19 protein-coding genes and 1 pseudogene are annotated in these 18,739 nt (G+C 64.0%); 14 read left to right on the top strand and 6 right to left on the bottom strand.

Annotation, left to right across the window (positions count from 1 at the left end; all coding sequences use genetic code 11):
* The first annotated feature begins 16 nt into the window (after nucleotides 1-16).
* The 4 genes from ACPEE1_RS07025 (at nucleotide 17) to ACPEE1_RS07010 (ending at nucleotide 3,556) form a co-directional block, all read left to right on the top strand.
* Nucleotides 17-1,564 carry an IPTL-CTERM sorting domain-containing protein gene (locus ACPEE1_RS07025; RefSeq protein WP_423935692.1) on the top strand — a complete coding sequence of 516 codons (1,548 nt, stop codon included), beginning with the start codon at nucleotides 17-19 and terminating at the stop codon, nucleotides 1,562-1,564.
* Nucleotides 1,565-1,717: 153 nt separating this feature from the next.
* Entirely contained in the window at nucleotides 1,718-2,092 is a 375-nt protein-coding gene (locus ACPEE1_RS07020; protein WP_021026344.1) for a COG4315 family predicted lipoprotein, read from the top strand.
* Nucleotides 2,093-2,141: 49 nt separating this feature from the next.
* A complete protein-coding gene (locus ACPEE1_RS07015) occupies nucleotides 2,142-2,684 on the top strand; it encodes an RNA polymerase sigma factor (RefSeq protein ID WP_116927166.1) in 543 nt (180 codons plus the stop codon).
* 2 nt (nucleotides 2,685-2,686) lie between these two features.
* Entirely contained in the window at nucleotides 2,687-3,556 is an 870-nt protein-coding gene (locus tag ACPEE1_RS07010) for an anti-sigma factor family protein (protein ID WP_423935689.1), read from the top strand.
* A gap of 342 nt (nucleotides 3,557-3,898) precedes the next feature.
* Here ACPEE1_RS07010 and ACPEE1_RS07005 read toward each other — a convergent pair whose 3' ends face one another.
* On the bottom strand, nucleotides 3,899-4,072 hold the full coding sequence (locus ACPEE1_RS07005) for a hypothetical protein (protein ID WP_021026347.1): 174 nt from the start codon (nucleotides 4,070-4,072) through the stop codon (nucleotides 3,899-3,901).
* Between the two features lie 287 nt (nucleotides 4,073-4,359).
* Between ACPEE1_RS07005 and ACPEE1_RS07000 the strand changes: the two genes are divergently transcribed.
* Both ACPEE1_RS07000 and ACPEE1_RS06995 read left to right on the top strand, forming a co-directional pair.
* A complete protein-coding gene (locus ACPEE1_RS07000) occupies nucleotides 4,360-4,680 on the top strand; it encodes an FHA domain-containing protein (protein WP_423935687.1) in 321 nt (106 codons plus the stop codon).
* A 379-nt stretch (nucleotides 4,681-5,059) separates the two neighbouring features.
* Nucleotides 5,060-6,541: an IPTL-CTERM sorting domain-containing protein gene (locus ACPEE1_RS06995; RefSeq protein WP_423935685.1), complete on the top strand. Its 1,482-nt coding sequence runs from the start codon at nucleotides 5,060-5,062 to the stop codon at nucleotides 6,539-6,541.
* Between the two features lie 16 nt (nucleotides 6,542-6,557).
* On the opposite strand, the gene ACPEE1_RS06990 is transcribed toward ACPEE1_RS06995, so the two are convergent.
* On the bottom strand, nucleotides 6,558-7,175 hold the full coding sequence (locus ACPEE1_RS06990; protein ID WP_423935683.1) for a LysE family translocator: 618 nt from the start codon (nucleotides 7,173-7,175) through the stop codon (nucleotides 6,558-6,560).
* Nucleotides 7,176-7,240: 65 nt separating this feature from the next.
* Here ACPEE1_RS06990 and ACPEE1_RS06985 point away from each other — a divergent pair, with 65 nt between their 5' ends.
* The 8 genes and pseudogenes from ACPEE1_RS06985 (at nucleotide 7,241) to ACPEE1_RS06950 (ending at nucleotide 14,694) form a co-directional block, all read left to right on the top strand.
* Nucleotides 7,241-8,164, top strand: a complete 924-nt coding sequence (locus ACPEE1_RS06985) for a LysR family transcriptional regulator (RefSeq protein WP_423935681.1) — start codon at nucleotides 7,241-7,243, stop codon at nucleotides 8,162-8,164.
* Between the two features lie 201 nt (nucleotides 8,165-8,365).
* Nucleotides 8,366-9,142 (top strand): SDR family oxidoreductase, encoded by a 777-nt coding sequence (locus tag ACPEE1_RS06980; protein WP_116927160.1) that lies wholly within the window; start codon nucleotides 8,366-8,368, stop codon nucleotides 9,140-9,142.
* A 238-nt stretch (nucleotides 9,143-9,380) separates the two neighbouring features.
* Entirely contained in the window at nucleotides 9,381-9,650 is a 270-nt protein-coding gene (locus ACPEE1_RS06975; RefSeq protein WP_116927159.1) for a hypothetical protein, read from the top strand.
* A 27-nt stretch (nucleotides 9,651-9,677) separates the two neighbouring features.
* On the top strand, nucleotides 9,678-10,883 hold the full coding sequence (locus ACPEE1_RS06970) for a low temperature requirement protein A (RefSeq protein WP_182343094.1): 1,206 nt from the start codon (nucleotides 9,678-9,680) through the stop codon (nucleotides 10,881-10,883).
* A gap of 62 nt (nucleotides 10,884-10,945) precedes the next feature.
* On the top strand, nucleotides 10,946-11,110 hold the full coding sequence (locus tag ACPEE1_RS06965) for a hypothetical protein (protein WP_165841228.1): 165 nt from the start codon (nucleotides 10,946-10,948) through the stop codon (nucleotides 11,108-11,110).
* Between the two features lie 502 nt (nucleotides 11,111-11,612).
* Nucleotides 11,613-12,449, top strand: a complete 837-nt coding sequence (locus tag ACPEE1_RS06960; RefSeq protein ID WP_116927157.1) for a response regulator transcription factor — start codon at nucleotides 11,613-11,615, stop codon at nucleotides 12,447-12,449.
* 151 nt (nucleotides 12,450-12,600) lie between these two features.
* Nucleotides 12,601-13,908 (top strand): annotated as a pseudogene (locus ACPEE1_RS06955) (histidine kinase dimerization/phospho-acceptor domain-containing protein); the annotation flags it as partial.
* A gap of 156 nt (nucleotides 13,909-14,064) precedes the next feature.
* Nucleotides 14,065-14,694 (top strand): ATP-binding protein, encoded by a 630-nt coding sequence (locus ACPEE1_RS06950; RefSeq protein ID WP_423936407.1) that lies wholly within the window; start codon nucleotides 14,065-14,067, stop codon nucleotides 14,692-14,694.
* A gap of 37 nt (nucleotides 14,695-14,731) precedes the next feature.
* Here the strand turns inward: ACPEE1_RS06950 and ACPEE1_RS06945 are convergent, their stop codons facing one another.
* Genes ACPEE1_RS06945 through ACPEE1_RS06930 form a run of 4 tightly spaced genes read right to left on the bottom strand, consistent with a single transcriptional unit; the run spans nucleotide 14,732 to nucleotide 18,656 of the window.
* Nucleotides 14,732-15,511 carry an ABC transporter permease gene (locus tag ACPEE1_RS06945; RefSeq protein WP_423935677.1) on the bottom strand — a complete coding sequence of 260 codons (780 nt, stop codon included), beginning with the start codon at nucleotides 15,509-15,511 and terminating at the stop codon, nucleotides 14,732-14,734.
* Nucleotides 15,508-16,728, bottom strand: a complete 1,221-nt coding sequence (locus tag ACPEE1_RS06940; RefSeq protein WP_116927155.1) for an ABC transporter substrate-binding protein — start codon at nucleotides 16,726-16,728, stop codon at nucleotides 15,508-15,510. The genes ACPEE1_RS06945 and ACPEE1_RS06940 overlap by 4 nt, the downstream gene beginning before the upstream one ends.
* 39 nt (nucleotides 16,729-16,767) lie before the next feature.
* Nucleotides 16,768-17,574 (bottom strand): ABC transporter ATP-binding protein, encoded by an 807-nt coding sequence (locus ACPEE1_RS06935; protein ID WP_116927154.1) that lies wholly within the window; start codon nucleotides 17,572-17,574, stop codon nucleotides 16,768-16,770.
* Nucleotides 17,571-18,656, bottom strand: a complete 1,086-nt coding sequence (locus tag ACPEE1_RS06930; protein ID WP_423935674.1) for an acyl-CoA dehydrogenase family protein — start codon at nucleotides 18,654-18,656, stop codon at nucleotides 17,571-17,573. The genes ACPEE1_RS06935 and ACPEE1_RS06930 overlap by 4 nt, the downstream gene beginning before the upstream one ends.
* Between the last annotated feature and the right edge of the window lie 83 nt (nucleotides 18,657-18,739).

The raw sequence follows: 18,739 nt of genomic DNA, 5'->3' as shown, positions 1-18,739 counted from the left end.
TGACCAGGCCCTTGCCATGCACACATCCCTTCACATATTGCGGCGCGCATCGCTTTTTCTCATCGCACTTTTATGTACTGCGCTTGCCCATGCAGCCACACTGACGACCACGTATAACGCAGGCAATAACCATCGAGGCAATATGTTCGATGTCATGGCCAACCAGGCCATTGCCATTACGCAGTTTGATATGTCGCCGATGGGAAATACGGATTATGAAATCTACTACAGGATCGGCACCTGGGTAGGCCATGCCAATTCGCCTGCTGACTGGACCTTGCTGCAAACAGGACCGGTATCGGCAAATGTGTCAGGTACAGGTGTACCGGTAGCACTGGACACCCCTTTAAGCCTGCTTGCCAATCAGACATATGCGTTCTATATCACCTCCACATCAACCGAAGTCAGCTTGAACTACAGCGATGGCAGCAATGTGGGAGCGCTTTTTGCTTCAGACAGTGTGTTGTCATTTTTCGAGGGAGGCGGTATGGAATACCCCTTTACCAACAACACGGGAGCGGTATACCAACCTCGGGTCTGGAACGGTGCCATCCACTACGAAGTCGTGGGCCCCGCCAGCCGCCTTGCCGTCAAAACACCTGCCACCGCAACCCAAGGCACGGCGCTCGATTTCAGCGTGACCGCCGTCGATGCCGCAGGTTACCAAGTGCCGAGCTATACCGGTACGGTGCAATTTTCCAGCTCGGATGCAGCTGCGACGCTGCCCGCCAGTGCAACACTGGTGAATGGCCAGAGCACATTCTCGGCAACATTCCTCACCACAGGTACACAAACTATCGTAGCTACAGATACAGTCGTCCCCGGCATCGTCGGCACATCCAACAATACGCTTGTTGCAGCAGCGCCGGTTCCTGATGCCCCGACCATCACTTCGGCCGTTGCAGGCAATGCAGAGGTAGAGCTGAGCTGGTCCGTACCTGCAGACAATGGTTCGGCCATCACGGAATATGTTGTGACGGGTCTGCCCCAGGGCAGCTGCACATCGGTGTCGACAAGCTGCCTGATCACCGGTCTGACCAACGGCACCCCCTACACCTTTACGGTGGTGGCCAAGAATCTGGGCGGCAGCAGCGCCGCCTCAGCTGCAAGCGTTGCCGTCATCCCCAGCGCAGATTTGCTCTTTTCTGGCGCCGGTCCCACCATTACTTTGCCCCAAGGCGCCATAGGCCAGAACTACAACGCACCGATACAAGTCAGTGGTGGCTTGCTCCCCTACAGCTTTGCACTCAGCGGTAACCTGCCTGCAGGCCTCAGTCTCAACACCAATACCGGCGTGATCAGCGGAACGCCCACTACGGTGCAGACGGAAGAGTTCAGCATCACGGTCACGGACAGCGTAAGCGCGCAACAGTCCTTTGATAAGGCGGCGGCTGTCCATACCGCAACGCAGAGCTTCAGCATTACCATCACGGCAGCGCCCGTGGCGTCAACGCCGACGCCTGTTCCTGGCCTGGGCACCTGGGGTCTTCTGGCGCTGTCGGCCTTGCTGGCACTGCTGGGCATGGCGCGGGGCCGTGGTCGGTTCAAGGCCTGGTCGCTATAAGCGGTCCATAAGGTCTGAAGATTGGGCGTCGCCTCAGCGCTCCAGACCAGCGCAAACTGCGCGCCATCAAAATTCTCAGCATGCCGGGAATAATCCCGGCAGGCCATCCGTCTACAGAGGTGTTCCTCCACCCAACCTTGAAAGATGGTCACCATGAAAACCCCTTATGCATCCCTGATCGCTCTGTCTCTGGCCGCGCTGCTGGCCCCGTTGGCCCAGGCTGAGCCAGCGGCCAAGATGGCCCATGGCATGCTGGTCAATGCCAGCGGCATGACGCTCTACACCTTTGACAAGGATGTGGCCGGCAGCAACAAGAGCATGTGCAACGGCCCTTGCATCGCACTGTGGCCAGCCCACGCTGCGGCGGCCGATGCCAAGCCCGAAGGCGACTACAGCATCATCACCCGCGACGACGGCAGCAAGCAGTGGGCCTACCAGGGCAAGCCGCTCTATACCTATACTGCGGACAAGAAGGCCGGCGACGCCACGGGCGACAACTTCAAGGACGTCTGGCACGTCGTCAAGTAAGCGCTGGCTGCTGCTGATTCCCCTCCTCACCCCGGACCCCACTGCCCCCATGCGCGCACAGGACGAAGCGGAGATTGTGGCCTGCATCCCCAGCCTGCGGCGTTATGCGCGCGGGCTGGTCAGTGACCCGGACCGCGCCGATGACCTGGTGCAGGACACGCTGGAGCGCGCCTGGTCGCGCTTGTCGATGTGGCAAAAGCGCAATGAGCTGCGCGCCTGGATGTTCGGCATCATGCACAACCATTTCATCGACCGGCTGCGCGCCCAGCGCAGCCGGCCCGAAGACAGCGCAGGCGACGAGCTGCCTGAGCTGCCCCAGCGGGCCCAGCAGACCGATGCATTGGAAGTGCGTGACCTCGACCGGCTGCTGCAGCGCCTGCCGCCCGAGCAGCGCGAGGTGCTGCTGCTGGTCAGCGTTGAGGCGCTGAGCTACCAGGAGGTGGCACAGATCACCGGCGTGCCGCTGGGCACGGTGATGTCGCGGCTGTCGCGGGCGCGCGCACGGCTGCGCGACGAGATGGCCAGCCCCAGCCAGCGCAAGGAGCAGGACAAAGTCAGCCATGCAGCGCAAAGAATTCAACGGGTGAAGTGACCATGGACCAGCCCAACCTCCAAGCCCTGGACGCCAGTCCCATGCCGCCGGTGACCGAAGCCGATCTGCATGCCTATGTGGACCGGCAATTGCCCAGCGCGCGCCGCCTTCAGGTCGAGCACTACCTGCACGAGCACCCGGAAGAGCGCGCCCGGGTGCAGGATTGGCAGCAGCAGAATGCGCGGCTGCGCGAGATGCTGGCCCCCGTGATGGACGAGCCCTTGCCGATGGGCCTGCCGCTGCGCCCCACACACAGCGGCCTGCCCTGGCGCAGCCTGGCCGCCGGCGTGCTGGTGGCGGTCATCAGCGCCGGTGCGGCCTGGTCGATCCGCGGCGCAGTCGATGCCAGGGCCGTCCAGCTCGCGATGGCGGGCAAGCCCGCAGCCCACAGCCCGCGACCCGCCCAGCCCCCGCTGCCACCTGCCAGCGGCAGCGCCCTGAGCGGTTTTGCCCAGCGCGCCGCGATTGCCCATGTGGTCTACAGCCCCGATGTGCGGCGCCCGGTGGAGGTTGGCGCCGAGCAGGAGCAGGCGCTGGTCACCTGGCTGACCAAGCGCATGGGCACCCAGGTGCGCCCACCGCCACTCAATGCGTTGGGCTACCGCCTGATGGGCGGCCGCCTGCTGCCCGGCGACAGCGGGCCGGTGGCGCAATTCATGTACGAGACCGAGGCGGGCTTGCGCCTGACCCTGTATGTGACCCGCGAGGTGAGCACCCAGAGCGATGCGCAGTTCAAGTTTGGCCAGGACGGCCCTGTCAACGTCTTCTACTGGGTGGAGAACCACCTGGGTTACGCCATAGCGGCAGATGCCGACCGGGCCGAGCTGATGCGTGTTTCGCAGGCGGTCTACCAGCATCTGCAGCAGGACTGAATGGCCACACCATCACCGCCAACCGCGACGCCATCCCACATAACCCTCCGGCCTTTGCATCGCCAGGGCGAGAACCATGCGCACGCCCCCCGGCCTTTGGGCACGAGCCGCAGTCGCCCGCTGGGCAGCCCATTTTTGTGCCGATAAGGCGGGCAGACATCTGCCGCCCGCGCAGTGACACAGCCTGCAGATGCTGCGCCCAGAGCCCGCCGCCAGTGATGCTGCCAACAGGCGATCAGGCTGGGGCGTTTTGCTGAAATAAAGCCGCTGCCTTTGCAGGCGGCGCATGCAATACGTCTGTGGGACTGGGAGTGAGCCACATGCGCGCGGCTGGAAACCGAATCAATCCCCCAGGGGCTTGGGATGCTGCATCGCAGCCAGCCGGCGGTACTTCTCGAAAGTCTTGCTGATGTCGGTGGAGACCGAAGGCACATAGCGCTTCGCTTTCTCGCCGCGATGGGCCACCAGCGGACGAGTCGGCATGGTCAGCATCGGAAATGATGGCTGGTTTTGCATACTCAACTCCTTTCACAAAAGACTTTTTAATCGATTCAGTCAATGATTTAAGAATGTAAGCCTTGCTTGCGCAAAGTCAAGCCACAGGTCCGGCTAGGCGCCGTCATGGTTGTAATTAATTGCAAACCAAACGCTGACATTCTGCGGGCTGGCCACACCGATCTGCAGCGGCCAAGGTTAGAGATTGCTGACAATCCATTTCAATAATTTCATACAGAATCCCTGGTCTCAAGATAGCCACCAGGGTCTGTTTTCCCAGGTTGGCCTTCCACCGTGGGAGGTTTTCCATGCCAGCGCTTATCCAGGTTCGATCACCCCAGTCTTCATCGCCCAGCCAGCTCAGACTGGGCAAAGGTCAGACCCTGATTGGCCGTGGTCAGGGCTGTGGTTTGCGCCTGAATGACCAGGGTGTCAGCAGGGACCATGGCGCATTCAGCTACTACATCGGGGTATTGGTGGTGGAGGACCACGACAGCACCAATGGCATCTTCGTCAACGGCACCAAGGTCAAGCGCCAGGTGCTCTACACCGGCGACCGGGTGACAGTGGGGCCGATCGAGATCTACATCCAGAAGGTATCGGCGGCTTCGCCTCCTGATGCCGCATGATCGCCGCCAGCGATTGCTGCTGGCCAACGGGGCTGGGTCCAGCGCAGGCGCAGGCCACCGCCTAGCAGATTCAGCGCAGGTGGTCGGCAGCCTTTCTCAACACCATCCACATGTTTTATTTCCGCGACAGGCTGAGAAAAACGGGCATGGTGGGGCCCATCACTGGCATGCCTGGTGATAATTATTACAACTAGCCACAGTTACAGCTTCTTTCAACACATCACCAGGTGACACTTCAGCCCCGCTCAACGAGGGTCCCTGCTGCCCCAAGGATCCGACCATGCCATCTCTGTTTGTTCGCGCAAAAAATCACTCTGGATGGTGCATCGGCGCCTTATGGCTTGCCAGCGCAGCGGGCCCCAGCGTGGCGCAGCAGTATGTGTTTGCCCCCAGTACCGATTCCGGTATCGACGGCTGGGTCGCAGGCTGGATGAGCAATCGCCCGCCAGGCACGCTGACCCAGGACTGGTATCCAGGTTCGGCAGAAGGCAGTACGGGCGCCACGCCGGTTTCGGGCCCCACGCATGACAGCACATTCCTGTCGAGCACGGGCCCGCAGCGCTTTGGCGCAGGCTTGAGCGCCAGCCCCGACCCCATCTACCCCGATTTTCAGGTCATCTCCGGCCTTGCGAACAATACGGCCGCTGCGGCAATAGCCGCCCAGCAGTACATCGAGTTCCCGTTCACCACCGGCACGATGCAGTATGCGGATGCGACAGCATCGGCGGCGTTGTTTTATGTCAATACGGTCGTCACGGCCAAGCGCTGGAACCTGAACAACAACGCGCATCCGCGCGCCTTTGGCTATGCCGCTTACGTCGTGGACGCTGGCGGCAGTCCGGTCGGCACGCTGGTGCAGCAGATAGACGATGTCAGCACGGTGTCCGGTGGTGATTTCCAACTGGTCCGCCCCCCGGACGGCCCTGGCCCCGGCATCACGCTGCAACCTGGCACCCCCTACGCCTTGCGCTTTTACCTGTACCGCACGGCAACCAATACCGATGGGCGCGCATCCTGGGACGACACCTTGTTCACGATGAGCCGCCAGACCTTGGCAGAAATCATCGTCAGTGCCAGCGCCGTCGCCGCCGTGCCCGCGGGCGCCCAGAACAACTACGGCTACAGCTTCAACGTCTACAACAACGGCCCCGACGCGACCCGCGCCGTCGTGTCGGACCCCTTGCCAACGACGGCCAATGGCGCAACCGCGAACTGGTCCTGCACATTGCAGCCTTCTGGCGCGCCTTGCACCACCGCTTCGGGCAGTGGTCCCATCAGCGCCGTGGTTCAAGCTTTGAATTCTGGCGAGACTGCCGTCTATACCGTGACCTGGACTGGCCCGGGCATCACGGCAGCCAGCACGCATACCGTGACCGCACAGCCCCAAGCAGGCAGCCCTGCCGATCCGATCAGCACCAACAACACGGCGGATCTCTCGCTGGTCCCCCCTACCATCACAGCGCAGGACGATGGGGTGACCTTGACCAGCAACACCGCCAGCGCTGCAACGCCGGTGGCCACCAACGACAGCAGCACCGGTGGGGTGGTGGATCCGGCCTCCGTCACCCTCGTCACGCCACCCACGACGGGCACCGTCAGCTGCACGGCGGGCGTTTGCACCTATGTGCCGCCTGCGGGTGGGCTGACCAGCCCGGTGAGCTACCAGTACAACATCTGCCTGGCAGCGCCCAACCAGGCGGTCTGCGCGACGGCCACCGTGCGCGTGTCCGCGCCACAGCCCAATGCCGTGGCGGCAACGCCCACACCAGTACCGACGCTGGGCGCATACAGTCTCTCATTGCTGGCAGTACTGCTGGGATGGTTTGGAATACGCCAGCGCCGCCTCCGCTACACGCGTTGATGGCCAGGTCGCGCGCTCAGCGCGTGCCGCGCGACAGCGCCAGCAACACGCCAAAGCCGACCAGCAAACCACCAAACGCGCGGTCGATCCAGTGGCGCGCCGCCAATAGGCGGCTGCGCACAGCGCCCGCCGAGAAGCACAGCGCCACCAGGCTGAACCAGGTCATGTGCGCGACCGAAATAAAGAGGCCATAGCCCAGCTGCAGCGCCAGTGGCGTCCGGGGCTGCACCACCTGCAAAAACAGGCTCACCATGAAAACGGTGGTCTTGGGATTGAGCGCATTGGTCAGAAAGCCGGTGCGCAGCGCCTGCGCATCGGACAGCGGTGCTACAGCCACCTCCGGTGTATCCCCTACGGGCTGGCTGCGCAGCATCTTTAGCCCCAGGTAGACCAGATAGGCCGCGCCCAGCAGCTTGATCGCGTTGAAGAGCCACAGCGACTGCTGGATCAGCAGGCCCAGACCCAGCAAGGTGTAGGTCACATGGACCAGCACCCCCAAGCCAATGCCCACAGCGGTCAGCACGCCGGCGCGGCGCGACAGCAGCAGGCTGTTGCGCGTGACCATCGCAAAATCGGGCCCCGGGCTGATGACAGCGAGCAAGGTGATGGTGATAACAGCTAACAATTCGGTCATCGCGTATCCTGTGCAACAGTAACAACTGCACGCATGGTGCCTGCAATACTGCGCCATGAAAAACGATGATTTCTGACAGCCATGGTGAGCCAGACTCACCATTCACTGACAGCCGCCTGCCCTCCTTGCTGGCGCTGCGCTGCTTTGAAGCCGCCGCCCGGCTGGAGAACTTCAGCCGCGCTGCAGACGAGCTGCACCTCACCCATGGCGCCGTCAGCCGCGCCGTGCGGCTGCTCGAAGACGACCTGGGCCTGGCGCTGTTCGAGCGGCGCAGCCGGCGCGTCTTTCTCACGGCGGAGGGCCGGGCACTGGCCCAGGCCGTGAGCCAGGGGCTGGATCTGATGCGCCAGGGCATTGCCGGTCTGCGCGCCCGCGCGCGCCAGCAGCGGCGCTGGGTGCTGTCCTGCGAGCCCACCTTGCTGATGCGCTGGCTGATTCCGCGCTGGCCGGATTTCCAGGCGCGCCATCCCAGGCTGGAGCTGCACCTGGTCGCCGGTGGCGGACCCTTCTCCTTTGCCAGCGGTATCGACCTCGCTATTCGCCGGGATGACTTTGCCTGTCCCCCAGGCTGCCATGCCGAGCCCCTGTTTGCAGAACGCATTGGCCCGGTTTGCCGCCCGGACAAGCAAGCGGCCTGGTTCCGCATGGGCCCGCGCAGCGCGGCACTCCAGGCCAAGGCCGTGCCCTTGCATACCCGCACGCGCCCTGGCGCCTGGCAGGACTGGTGCGCGGCTACGGGCCGGCCGCTGCCCGCAGCCACCGGGCAAAGCTTGGAGCATTTCTACTTCAGCCTGCAAGCGGCCATTGCCGGGCTCGGGGTCGCCATTGGCCCCTGGCATCTGGTGCAGGACGACATTAACCACGGTCTGCTCGTCGCCCCGCTGGGCTTTGTCGAGGACGGCTCGCAGTATTGCCTGCTCTCGCCCCATGCCTTGCTGCCAGGCAGTGTGCAGCACCACCTGCTGGCGTGGCTGCGATCCATGGCCTAGCCCGTTCGGGCCATGGCCATTCAGCGCGCATTGCCGGCAAGCCCCGGATGAACGCCATGGTCCTTGCATACAAAAAATCAATGACCAATCGCTGTTTTAGCAAAAGCTTCATCCGCTTTGCAAATTCAGACGATTGAATAAGGCAATAAAAATCTCCACTGTGATACCCATCGATTCCCATCACTCATTTGGAGATGCAGCATGCGCAAAGCCCACACCGTTAAAGACAAAGTCGTTCTGATTGCAGGGGGAGGCAAAAACCTCGGTGGCCTGATTGCCCGCGATCTGGCCGGCCAAGGCGCCAAAGCTGTAGCCATCCACTACAACAGCGCCGCCAGCCGTGATGAAGCACTGGCCACCGTGGCAGCGGTGGAGAAGCTGGGCGCCAAGGCCATCGCACTGCAAGGCAACCTGAACAGTGCAGCTGCCGTACAAAAGCTGTTTGCAGACACGGTGGCGGCACTGGGCCGCCCCGATATCGCCATCAACACCGTCGGCAAGGTGCTCAAAAAGCCGATGGTCGATATCTCCGAGGCCGAGTTCGACGAGATGTCCAATGCCAACAGCAAGGCGGCGTTTTTCTTTTTGAAGGAAGCGGGCCTGCACCTCAATGACAACGGCAAGATCGTCACGCTGGTGACCTCGCTGCTGGGGGCCTTCACCCCGTTCTACTCGTCCTATGCCGGCACCAAGGCACCTGTCGAGCACTACACCCGTGCAGCGGCCAAGGAGTTTGGCGCACGCGGCATCTCGGTCACTGCCGTCGGCCCCGGCCCCATGGACACCAACTTCTTCTACCCCGCAGAAGGGGCCGATGCGGTGGCCTACCACAAGACAGCCGCTGCGCTGTCGGGCTTCAGCAATACGGGCCTCACCGATATCGAGGATGTCGTGCCCTTCATCCGCCATCTGGTCACCGACGGCTGGTGGATCACCGGCCAGACGATCCTGATCAACGGCGGCTACACCACGAAGTAAAAGATGCTGGCTGGGGGCCTGCCGCGCGCTGCATGGCAGGCGCCCGGGAGCAGCGCTGGCGCCGGCCTGGGTCGCAACGCGGGCATGGTCTTGCGGGGCTGAGGCTAGGGCTATGGCCCGCCACAAAACGCGGTGTCGCTGATGCCTATCCCTGCCCCTCCACGGGCAATGGGTTTGCAGCGCCAGTCTTGCTGTGCACCAGCGCCACCATGGATCCTGAACCTTTGAGAGCTTCTATATGCATGTACTGATGGTCACGGGCGGGGGCCTGCTGCTGCTCGCCGTGTTTGTGCTGTTTGGCTGGCTGTGGTCGGCCAGCACGGCAGGCATGGTGGTGGCGGCCAAGCTGTTCATGCCGGTGTGGCTGCTCATTGCCTGCACCAATATGTGGGTCGGCGTCACCCAGGCAGGCTACAGCGTGCGCGACGAAGCGCTGATCCTGCTCATCGTGCTGATGGTGCCAGTGCTGCTGGCCGCCTTTGTCACCCGCATCCTCTCGCAGGCCTGAGGGCCTGCCAGCCACTGCAGAACTGCCATGCCGATAACTCCCGCCTTCTCCCATCCCTTGCTGCGCCAGCGTGACGGTCACCACGCCCGCGTGACCTATGAAGAGCTCTTCTTTGACCTGGTCTATGTGTTTGCCGTCACCCAGCTGAGCCATGAGCTGCTGCACCATCTGGGCTTCATGGGCGTGGCACAGACCTTGGTGCTCTGGTTTGCCGTCTGGCTGGGCTGGCAGTACACCTGCTGGGTCACCAACTGGTTCGACCCGCAGACACCCCGTATCCGCGGCATGCTGTTTTCCACCATGCTGCTGGGCTTGCTGATGGCCTCCAGCATTCCCGAAGCCTTCGCCGAGCGCGGGCTGGTCTTTGCGCTGGCCTATGTGGCCATGCAGGTGGGACGCACCGCGTTCATCTGGTCGCAGCTGCCGGCCTGGCACCCGCTGGCACACAACTTCCGCCGCATGCTCGGCTGGGTCTGTATTTCTGCTGTGTTCTGGATTGCGGGAGGGCTGGCGGACCCGCAACTGCGCCTGCTTTTGTGGTTGGTGGCCGTGCTGTGCGAGTATGTGTCACCGATGTTCGGCTTTGCGCTGCCGGGCCTGGGCCGCAGCCAGACGCAGGACTGGACCATCGAGGGCGGCCACATGGCCGAGCGCTGCCAGCTGTTCGTGATCGTGGCACTGGGCGAGACGCTGCTGGCCAGCGGCGCCACGCTGGCCGATACCAAGACCTGGCAGTGGGATGTGCTGATGGCGCTGGGCGCCACCTTTATCGGCACCTTGGCGATGTGGTGGCTGTACTTTGGCACCTCCAGCCAGGATGCCACCGAGGCCATCACCCGCGCCGCTGATCCGGGCCGCATTGGCGCCTACTTCCACTATGTGCACGCCATTTTGATCGCCGGGGTGATTGCCTCTGCGGTGGGCAACGACCTGGTGCTGGCACACCCCCATGCGCTCGCTGCGGCGCCGCAGATCGCCATCTTGCTCGCCGGTCCCGCCATCTACTTGCTGGGCAGTGCGATCTACAAGAAGACGGTCTATGGCGCGCTGCCCGCATCGCACTGGCTGGGCGCATTGATGCTGCTGGTGCTGGTGCCTCTGGGCCAGGTCTGCAATCTGTTAGTGCTGGGCTGGTTGACGACCCTGCTCATCCTGGGTGTGGCGCTGTGGGACACCCATGCGGCCAAGCGTCGCCAGCGCCTTGGTACGGTCACCGAGCATGGCCACCACTAGGCAGTGCCATCTATAAGAAGACGGTCTATAGCGCGCCCCCCGCGTCGCACTGGCGGGGCGCCTTGATGCTGCTGGTGCTGGTGCTGGTGACTCTAGGCCAGGTCTGCAATCTGTTGGTGCTGGGCTGGCTGACGACACTGCTCATCCTGGGCGTGGCGCTGTGGGACACCCATGCGGCCAAGCGTCGCCAGCGCCTTGGTACGGTCGCCGAGCATGGCCACCACTAGGGGCCCTGTGCAAAAGCCCCCGCATTGACCTGGGCACGGGAGCGGGCGACAGTGGCATGCGCCCGATCGTGCAAGCCCTCGCTGGGCCAAGCACACAGGCTCGCCAGCAAAGGATGCGTTGGGGGTGGGATGCCGCCCCCTGCCCAACTGCTCGTCAGCGGTTTTGCAGCGTCTGCCCCGTTGCAAGCAGCCCACCCGCGCCTCGGCCAGCGCTGAGATCGGCACGGCCCTCTCAGGACTGGAAATAGGTAACATTTTTTGTTATCCAATTTCTCTATAAAGTTCAAGAAATTTAAAACATACCAAAGACATTTAAAAAAAACCAGCGAAAAGCGACCAAAACAGGCGTACTCATAGAGCCAAACCCCGTTTTCGCAGGCGTTGTGAAGCTCCTATCATGGATGCCGCAGTTAACATTGATTTAAAACAAACAAGCAAGACACCAGACCCCATGTGTGACAATTGACAACCGTTAAAGGTGTATCAAGGTTCTACAGAAGCTATGAGCAATGCAGATATCCAGTCTCCACATGTGTTGATCGTGGACGATGATCCAGACCAGCTACGTTTGCTGGTCGCCGCATTGCGCAATACCTCCTACCGGGTCAGCGTCGCGCTCAATGGCGACCAAGGCTATGCGCGGGCTGCGGTGCTGCTGCCCGATTTGATCTTGCTCGATGTGCGCATGCCTGGGCGCAACGGCATCACGATCGCGCGCCTGCTCAAGACCAACCCGGCGACCCAGCACATTCCGATCATTTTTCTGTCGGCCCTCATCGAGCAGGACGACCGGCTCTCGGGCCTGCGCGCCGGTGGCGTGGACTACATCACCAAGCCCTTTTTCGTCGAAGAGATCCAGGAGCGCGTGCGCATCCACCTGATGCTGGCCCGGCACAACCTGCCGCCAGGCCAGGATGGGCCGGACGGGCAGGCAGACGGAGCCGCCGCGCCGCCAAGCCAGTCTCCGGCCAACCTCACGCTCAAGCAGGTGGCGACCGAATACATTTTGGGCAATATCCAGAACCCCGAGTTGAAAAGCTCGGACGTCGCCGCCAGCCTGGGCCTGTCCATGCGGCGCCTGAACATGGTGTTCGAGTCCAGCGACGGCCTGTCGGCCTTTGAATTCATCCGCCAGGAGCGCATGCGCCGAGCTGCGCTGATGCTGGCCCAAAGCACCTTGAGCATTGCCGATGTGGCGCTGGAAGTGGGCTATCTGAACTCGGCCAACTTCTCCACCGAGTTCAAGAAGTTCTGGCAAAAATCGCCCACCCAATTGCGCAGCGAATGCCAGGCCGATCCCCAGGTGCTGCAAAACCTGGTCGCTTCCAAGTTCCGTTGAGGCCTGGGCCCTACCCACCTCGGCATCGGTGACCTGCACCCGTGGCCTGTGCTACCTGACTCTGCGCATCATCAAAACCATGGACATACCTGCCCCGCCTTCGCCATTCGCTGACCCAAGCAGCGCTGCTGCCAGCAATCCACCCGCTGCGATGAAACGCGGCCGGGAGATGCTGCCCCTGGTGCGCCGCGCCACCGTTGCGCTCGTGCTTTTCTGGCTCTGCCTGGTGGCAGGTCTGGGCTGGTGGCTATCGCAGCGCGTGGCCACGCAGTGGACCCAGAGCCAGGCCTCCAGCGCCGCCTACGAAGCCGAGACCACGGCGCGCGTGGTCGACCGGCTTTTTACCCAGATGGTGAGCGTGGCCAATATGGTGGCCAGCCAAAGCCAGGTGATTGAGCTGGCCACGCGCTACCGCGAGGACCCGCCAGGCCTCGAAGCGCTGACCCGCCAGCAGCGCGCGGCCCAGTTCACCACCGACCCGCTGGTGCGCAAGGTAGGCGACTTCATGGACGCGCTGGGGGCCGACCTGCGCTATGCCCGCATCTACCAGAACAACCTGTCCGACGACACGATCACGGCCAGCAACTGGGCTGCACCCGACAGCATCGTCGGCATGATCTACTCGGGCCGCATCTACCTGAACAATGCCTTGCGCGATGGCAGCGGCCATTCCTTTGGTATTGCGCGCATCAACAAGACCCCATCCTACTTTGTCGCCAGCCGCATCGACGATGCCCAGGATGTCGTGCAGGGCTCCGTCACCGTCAAGTTCGATGCGCCCGATATGGCGCACTACCTGACCGGCCGGCATATTGCGCTGATCGTCAACCGCCAGGGGCGCGTGACCACCAGCTCGTCCGAGCCCTTCATGCTGCGCAATGTGGCGGCCATGCTGCCCGCCGGCGTGCTGCACCCCTCGGACGATGAGGACGGCGAAGAACTCGGTGATGCCATGGACATCCAGCCCATCGCGGCCAAAGGCATGGAGGGTCAATGGCTGATCGACGGCACGCCTTATGTGATGAAGCGCCAGCCGCTGAACAACCGGCAATACCAGCTGCTGACCCTGGCGTCGCTGGAGCCCCTGGCGGCCATCCGCGAGCAGCACCTGTGGACCGCCATTTTGGTCGCCGCTGTCGGTACGGTATTGATCCTGCTGTCCTGCCATATCCTGGGCCAGATGGTGGTGCGCCGCCAGGATGAGAAGTACGCGGCCATGGTCACGTCGGCCCTGAATGCCGACCTGAGCACGGCGCTGAGCGATGCCCAAACCAAGGAGCGCCAGAAGGTGGAAGTGCTGGGCTATATCGGCCATGACCTGCGCGCGCCGCTCGCAACGATCAAGGGCTATTCGGATCTGCTACTGACAGAGGCCCCGGACAAGCAGCAGGGCCTGGTCAAGACCATCCAGCGCAGTGTCAAGTACCAGTTGGACCTGATCGACGAGCTGCTGGAATATGCCAAGTCCGAGCTGCAACCGCTGGCCGTGCGCCCCGCGCCCCTCGATTTGCAGGCGCTGTTGGACGACATCTCCGACTACGCCGTCTCACTGTGCTCGCAGCAGAACAACCACTTCCACAGCCATGTCAGCGGCGCCCTGCCCCGGCGCATCGCGATGGACGGCAAGCGCCTGCAGCAGGTGCTGCTGAACCTGGTGTCCAACGCCGCCAAGTTCACCCGCGATGGCGTCGTGACCTTGTCGGTCAACGCCCGCCAGGAGGGCGAGTTCTGCGTGCTCCATGTGGCCGTGGCCGACACCGGCATCGGCATCGATCTGGCCCAAAAGCCCGATATCTTTGACGCCTTCCAGCAAATCCAGGCCGAGGGCGGCAGCACGGGCCTGGGCCTGTTCATCTCGCAGCGCATTCTGATGGCGATGGGCGGCAGCCTGGAGGTGAGCAGCGCCGCCGGCCAGGGCACCACTTTTTCCTTTGAGCTGTCCGTGCCGATCATCGACGGCGGCGGCGCAGCGGCCACGGCGCAGCCGGGGCAGCCGGCCCGCGCAGCGCTGGCGCCCGTCGCTGCGATAGCCACCCCTGGCGATGCAGCGCTCGATGAGCTCGCCGAGCTGGCCCTGCATGGGCGCCTCACCGATATCGAAGGCTGGATCAACCGCCACACCGACCACACAGCCCATCCGCTGTTCACCGCCCAGCTGCTGGACCGGCTCGAGCAATTTGACTTTGCCGGCATCCACCAACTGGCGCTGCGCAGCAAGCGCGGCGCCAGCAGCGCGCCGCACTGATTAGGAGCAGCGAGGCTGGCAGCGGCGGGGCAGGCGCTCAGCCCTGCTGGCCGCGCTGCGTCCAGCGGCTGCTGAGGGCCCGGGCCAGCCAGTCGAGCACAAAGCCCAGGCAGCCGATGACGACAATGCCGGCCATCAGCTCGTCGTAGGCCAGGCGATCGCGCGTGTCCAGCACAAAATAGCCCATGCCGCTGGAGACGCCCAGCATCTCGGCGGGCACCAGCACAATCCAGCCAATGCCCACCGCCAGCCGAAAGCCGGTGAGGATATGGCTGATGCAGCCGGGCAGCACCACGCGGGCAATGGTCTCCCAGCGCGTGGCCGACAGGCTGTGCGCCAGCCGCATCCACGCCGGGTCCAGCGCAGCCACACCAGCGGCGGTGTTGAGCATGATGGGCCAGACGGTGGCAAAGCTGAGCAAGAAAATCACCGGTGCCTCGCCCACGCCCAGCGCCATCACCGCCAGCGGCATCCACGACAGCGGTGAGACCATGCGCAAGAACTGAAAAGTGGGCCCGCTGATGCGCGCAAAGAGCGGCGACAGCCCCAGACACAGCCCCAGCGGCACACCGATGGCCAGCGCCAGGGCCAGCGCAATGGCAATGCGCTCCAGGCTCATGCGGATATGCGGCCACAGCTCGCCACTGCCCAGCAGATGCACCAGCGCCTGGAGCCCTGCCTGCGGCGCAAAGGCGGCGCGGATGGCCTCCACATCGGACAGAAGCCGGGCCGCCACCGCCCACAGCGCCAGCGTGATGGCCATGCCCAGCAGCGGCCAGGCCAGGCGCGCCGCCCAGCGTTTGCCAGCCTGCATCATGCGGCGATCACTTCCTTGCGGCTGAAGTCATCGGCATGGCCAAAGGCCTTCAGCCCACCCACCTGGCTGAGCGCCTGCTTCACAAAGCGGTCATCGACCAGGTCCTTGGCAGCAAAGGCCGGATCCAGCTCGCGGATAAAGTCCACATTGCCTTCCATCAAGGTGCCCTGCATGGCCTTGACCAGCTCCTGCGTGTAGCTGGGGAAGGGATAGGGCTGGAAATCGATGCGGCGCTGGTTCCACTCGGGGTGCTGCAGCACGCCCTTGGCGCGGTACTGCTCGAAGTCCTTCAGGTCAAACACCTTTTGCAGCACCGGCAGCGGGTGCGGCGTGTACTTGTTGGCACCGTCCTTGGACATCAGCTCGGCCGTCTCGCCCATGTGGTCGCGCGTCCACAGCTGCGCCTTGACGATGGCCGTGGTCACGCGCTGGGCCCATTCGGGGCGCTCGGCAATGTCGCGCTCGGACAAGGTCACCAGGCAGCAGGCATGGTCCTTCCAGATATCGCCCAAAAAGCGCGCCACCTTGCCCACGCCCATGGTCTCGGCCACCGCGTTGAACGGGTCGGCCACGATAAAGCCGGACACCGATTTGGAGGCCAGCGCGGCCACCATCTCGGCGGGCGGCACGATCACCAGGTTCACCTCCTTGGCGCCCAGCGCCGTGCCCTTGGGCTTGCTGACCGGCGTGAGCCCGTTCTTGCGCAGCACCTGCTGGATGAGGATGTTGTGGATCGAGTACCAGAACGGAATCGCAAACGTGGTGCCCGCCAGATCGGCCACATTGTTGATGTGGGGGGCCACCGTGATGGCCGAGCCGCTCATATGGTTCCAGGCCACCACCTTGGCACCAAACTTGGAGCCGTAGCGCACGGACAAGGTGGTGGGCGACAGCAAGTGCACCACGTTCACCTGGCCGGCAATAAAGGCCTCGATCAGCTGCGCCCAGCTGCGAAACAGGCGCGGCTTTTCCGTCTGCAGGCCCTCGGCCTCAAACAGCTTGCGGCTGTGCGCCACAAAGAACGGGGTGGCATCGGTAATGGCCAGGTAGCCGATGCGCACGGGCACATCGTCGCCCTTGAACTTTTGTGCGAAGGCATCGCCCGCGCGCAGCCAAGGCGTGGCCGCTGCGCCGCTGATGGCGGCAATGCGCAGCCAGTCGCGCCGGCTGATGCCGCAGTCGCAGTGGCTGGAGGCGCAAATGTGTTGGTAAGTCATGGTTCTCTCTCCTCGTCGTTGGGGGGTGTCTCAGGTCTGTCAGACGGCCGTGGCCTGCCCGCGCAGGCTTTGCAATGCATGCAAGATCTCCAGCCGCATCGCAGCGACGCGCTCGTCGTCCATGCGCCGTGGGTGCGGAATGTCGATGCGCCAGCTCTGCACAATGCGGCCAGCGCCGGCTTGCACATCGGGTGTGCTGCCCATCAGCAGCACCCGGTCTGCCACCAGCAGGGCCTCGTCGATATCGTGGGTGACCAGGAGCGCGGCGGTATGCCAGCGGTGCACGACCTCCACCAAGAGCGCCTGCATGTCGCTGCGGGTGAGCACATCGAGCGCCGAGAAAGGCTCATCGGCCAGCAGCAGGCGCGGCTCGCGCGCCAGCGCCCGGGCCAGCGCCGCCCGCTGGGCCATGCCGCCCGAGAGCTGGGCTGGAAAAAGCTTTTCCTTGCCGCGCAGGCCCACGGCCTCGATGCTGGCCTGCACGCGCTGCGCAATCACCGGTTGCGTGGCCTGGGGCTGGTGCTTGAAGTCCAGGCCAAAGGCCACGTTGTCCTGCACATTCAGCCAGGGCAGCAGGCTGGCCTGCTGGAACACCACGGCGGCGCGCGGGTGCGGCGCCCGCAAAGGCGCATCGAGAAACTGCAGGGTTCCCGCATCGGGCGGCTGCAGCCCCGCCAGCGTGCGCAGCAAGGTCGATTTGCCGCAGCCACTGCCGCCCAGCAGCGCCACAATCTCCTGGCTGTCGATATCGATATCGATACCGGCAAACACCGGCTGACCGGCCCGGTAGCCATAGGCCAGGCCCCGGCCCTGCAAGGCCTGGCGGGGTGCAAGGGCTGCCGTCATGCCGACACCTGCGCGGCATGCTGGGCCAGCTCGCCCTCCAGCTGCGTCAGGCTGGGCGTGACGATCGGGATAAAGGCCGACTCGCGCCAGCGGCGGCCAAAATCGGGCTGCTGGTCCTGCAGATAGGCGCGGCCTCCGGTGGCTTGCAGCTCCAGCTGCAGCGCATGCTGCACCAAGCCCGCCAGGCGCATGCGCAATGCAAACAAGGGACTGACATCAGCAACCCAGCGGTCACCCAGCACACCGTCCAGCAGCTCGGCCTCGATCTGGCCCAGCAGCTTCTGCGCCTCCACCACCCGTCCGTGCAAGGGGCCACGCGCGCCCCCCCCCTGGGCAGCGGCCTGCAGCGCGGCCCGCGCCAGGCCGATCGACAGCGCGCATTGCATGCCCAAGAAACCTGGGCGCGCGGCCTTCAGGTAGGGCGGCCCGGCCTGGGCCAGCAGAGCATGCGCTGGCACCGCCACCTGGTTGAGCTGCAGCGCAGCGGTATTGCTGGCGCGCATGCCCAGCAGGTCCAGATCGGGCGAGCGCACCAGGCCAGGCAGCCCGCTCTCCAGCGCCATCACCATCGGCAGACCCCCGCCTTCGGGTTGCACGGCGGCAGCCACGACAAAACCCTGGCTGCGCACGTTGGAGACCCAAGGCAGCACGCCATCGAGGCTCCAGCCTTGCGCCTGTGGCTTGGCCTGCACCTGCAAGGCCTCGATGCGCGAGAGGAACTTGATCACATTGGAGAGGCCCACTGCGCCCGCGATCTCACCGCGCAGCAAGGCATCCCAACAGCGCTCGCGCGCGGCCTCATTGCCGCTGGCTTGCAGGTAGTGGATAAAGGCGCGCTGGCTCCAGAACACAAAGGCCGTCGTCAGCGACAGGCTGGCGACCTCGGCGATTGCTGCAATCGCATCGCGCACATCACCGCCATGGCCGCCTTGCGCGACCGGCAGGCCAGTGCGCAGCAGGTCATGGTGGGCCAGCATCGGCAGCACGGTGCTGGCCAGCTCGGCCTGGGTATCGAGCACATAGGCGCGCTGTGCGATATCGGTTCTTGCGCTGTCGGTCAGCAAGGGGGAGGAAGTGCTCATCGTGTTGGGAGGCCCGCACGGTCGTCTCAGACACACCGGCTGCCGCAGCCCGCCCAGGAGAGCGGTTGGAGAGCACCCGTCGC

Source organism: Comamonas sp. 23, from assembly GCF_049601575.1.
GTDB lineage: Bacteria > Pseudomonadota > Gammaproteobacteria > Burkholderiales > Burkholderiaceae_C > Comamonas > Comamonas squillarum.
The sequence above is the reverse complement of the archived record's forward strand: the minus strand, read 5'-3'. Positions and strand labels throughout refer to the sequence as shown.

Excerpts from the sequence above, each read along its gene's own strand:
- ACPEE1_RS06960 (WP_116927157.1), top strand. The coding sequence starts at position 11,613 with ATGAGCAATGCAGATATCCAGTCTCCACATGTGTTGATCGTGGACGAT.
- ACPEE1_RS07010 (WP_423935689.1), top strand. The coding sequence starts at position 2,687 with ATGGACCAGCCCAACCTCCAAGCCCTGGACGCCAGTCCCATGCCGCCG.
- ACPEE1_RS06940 (WP_116927155.1), bottom strand. The coding sequence starts at position 16,728 with ATGACTTACCAACACATTTGCGCCTCCAGCCACTGCGACTGCGGCATC.
- ACPEE1_RS06935 (WP_116927154.1), bottom strand. The coding sequence starts at position 17,574 with ATGACGGCAGCCCTTGCACCCCGCCAGGCCTTGCAGGGCCGGGGCCTG.
- ACPEE1_RS06985 (WP_423935681.1), top strand. The coding sequence starts at position 7,241 with ATGATTTCTGACAGCCATGGTGAGCCAGACTCACCATTCACTGACAGC.
- ACPEE1_RS06990 (WP_423935683.1), bottom strand. The coding sequence starts at position 7,175 with ATGACCGAATTGTTAGCTGTTATCACCATCACCTTGCTCGCTGTCATC.
- ACPEE1_RS06970 (WP_182343094.1), top strand. The coding sequence starts at position 9,678 with ATGCCGATAACTCCCGCCTTCTCCCATCCCTTGCTGCGCCAGCGTGAC.
- ACPEE1_RS06930 (WP_423935674.1), bottom strand. The coding sequence starts at position 18,656 with ATGAGCACTTCCTCCCCCTTGCTGACCGACAGCGCAAGAACCGATATC.
- ACPEE1_RS06975 (WP_116927159.1), top strand. The coding sequence starts at position 9,381 with ATGCATGTACTGATGGTCACGGGCGGGGGCCTGCTGCTGCTCGCCGTG.
- ACPEE1_RS07025 (WP_423935692.1), top strand. The coding sequence starts at position 17 with ATGCACACATCCCTTCACATATTGCGGCGCGCATCGCTTTTTCTCATC.
- ACPEE1_RS07015 (WP_116927166.1), top strand. The coding sequence starts at position 2,142 with ATGCGCGCACAGGACGAAGCGGAGATTGTGGCCTGCATCCCCAGCCTG.
- ACPEE1_RS06980 (WP_116927160.1), top strand. The coding sequence starts at position 8,366 with ATGCGCAAAGCCCACACCGTTAAAGACAAAGTCGTTCTGATTGCAGGG.
- ACPEE1_RS07000 (WP_423935687.1), top strand. The coding sequence starts at position 4,360 with ATGCCAGCGCTTATCCAGGTTCGATCACCCCAGTCTTCATCGCCCAGC.
- ACPEE1_RS07005 (WP_021026347.1), bottom strand. The coding sequence starts at position 4,072 with ATGCAAAACCAGCCATCATTTCCGATGCTGACCATGCCGACTCGTCCG.
- ACPEE1_RS07020 (WP_021026344.1), top strand. The coding sequence starts at position 1,718 with ATGAAAACCCCTTATGCATCCCTGATCGCTCTGTCTCTGGCCGCGCTG.
- ACPEE1_RS06945 (WP_423935677.1), bottom strand. The coding sequence starts at position 15,511 with ATGATGCAGGCTGGCAAACGCTGGGCGGCGCGCCTGGCCTGGCCGCTG.
- ACPEE1_RS06950 (WP_423936407.1), top strand. The coding sequence starts at position 14,065 with ATGGACGGCAAGCGCCTGCAGCAGGTGCTGCTGAACCTGGTGTCCAAC.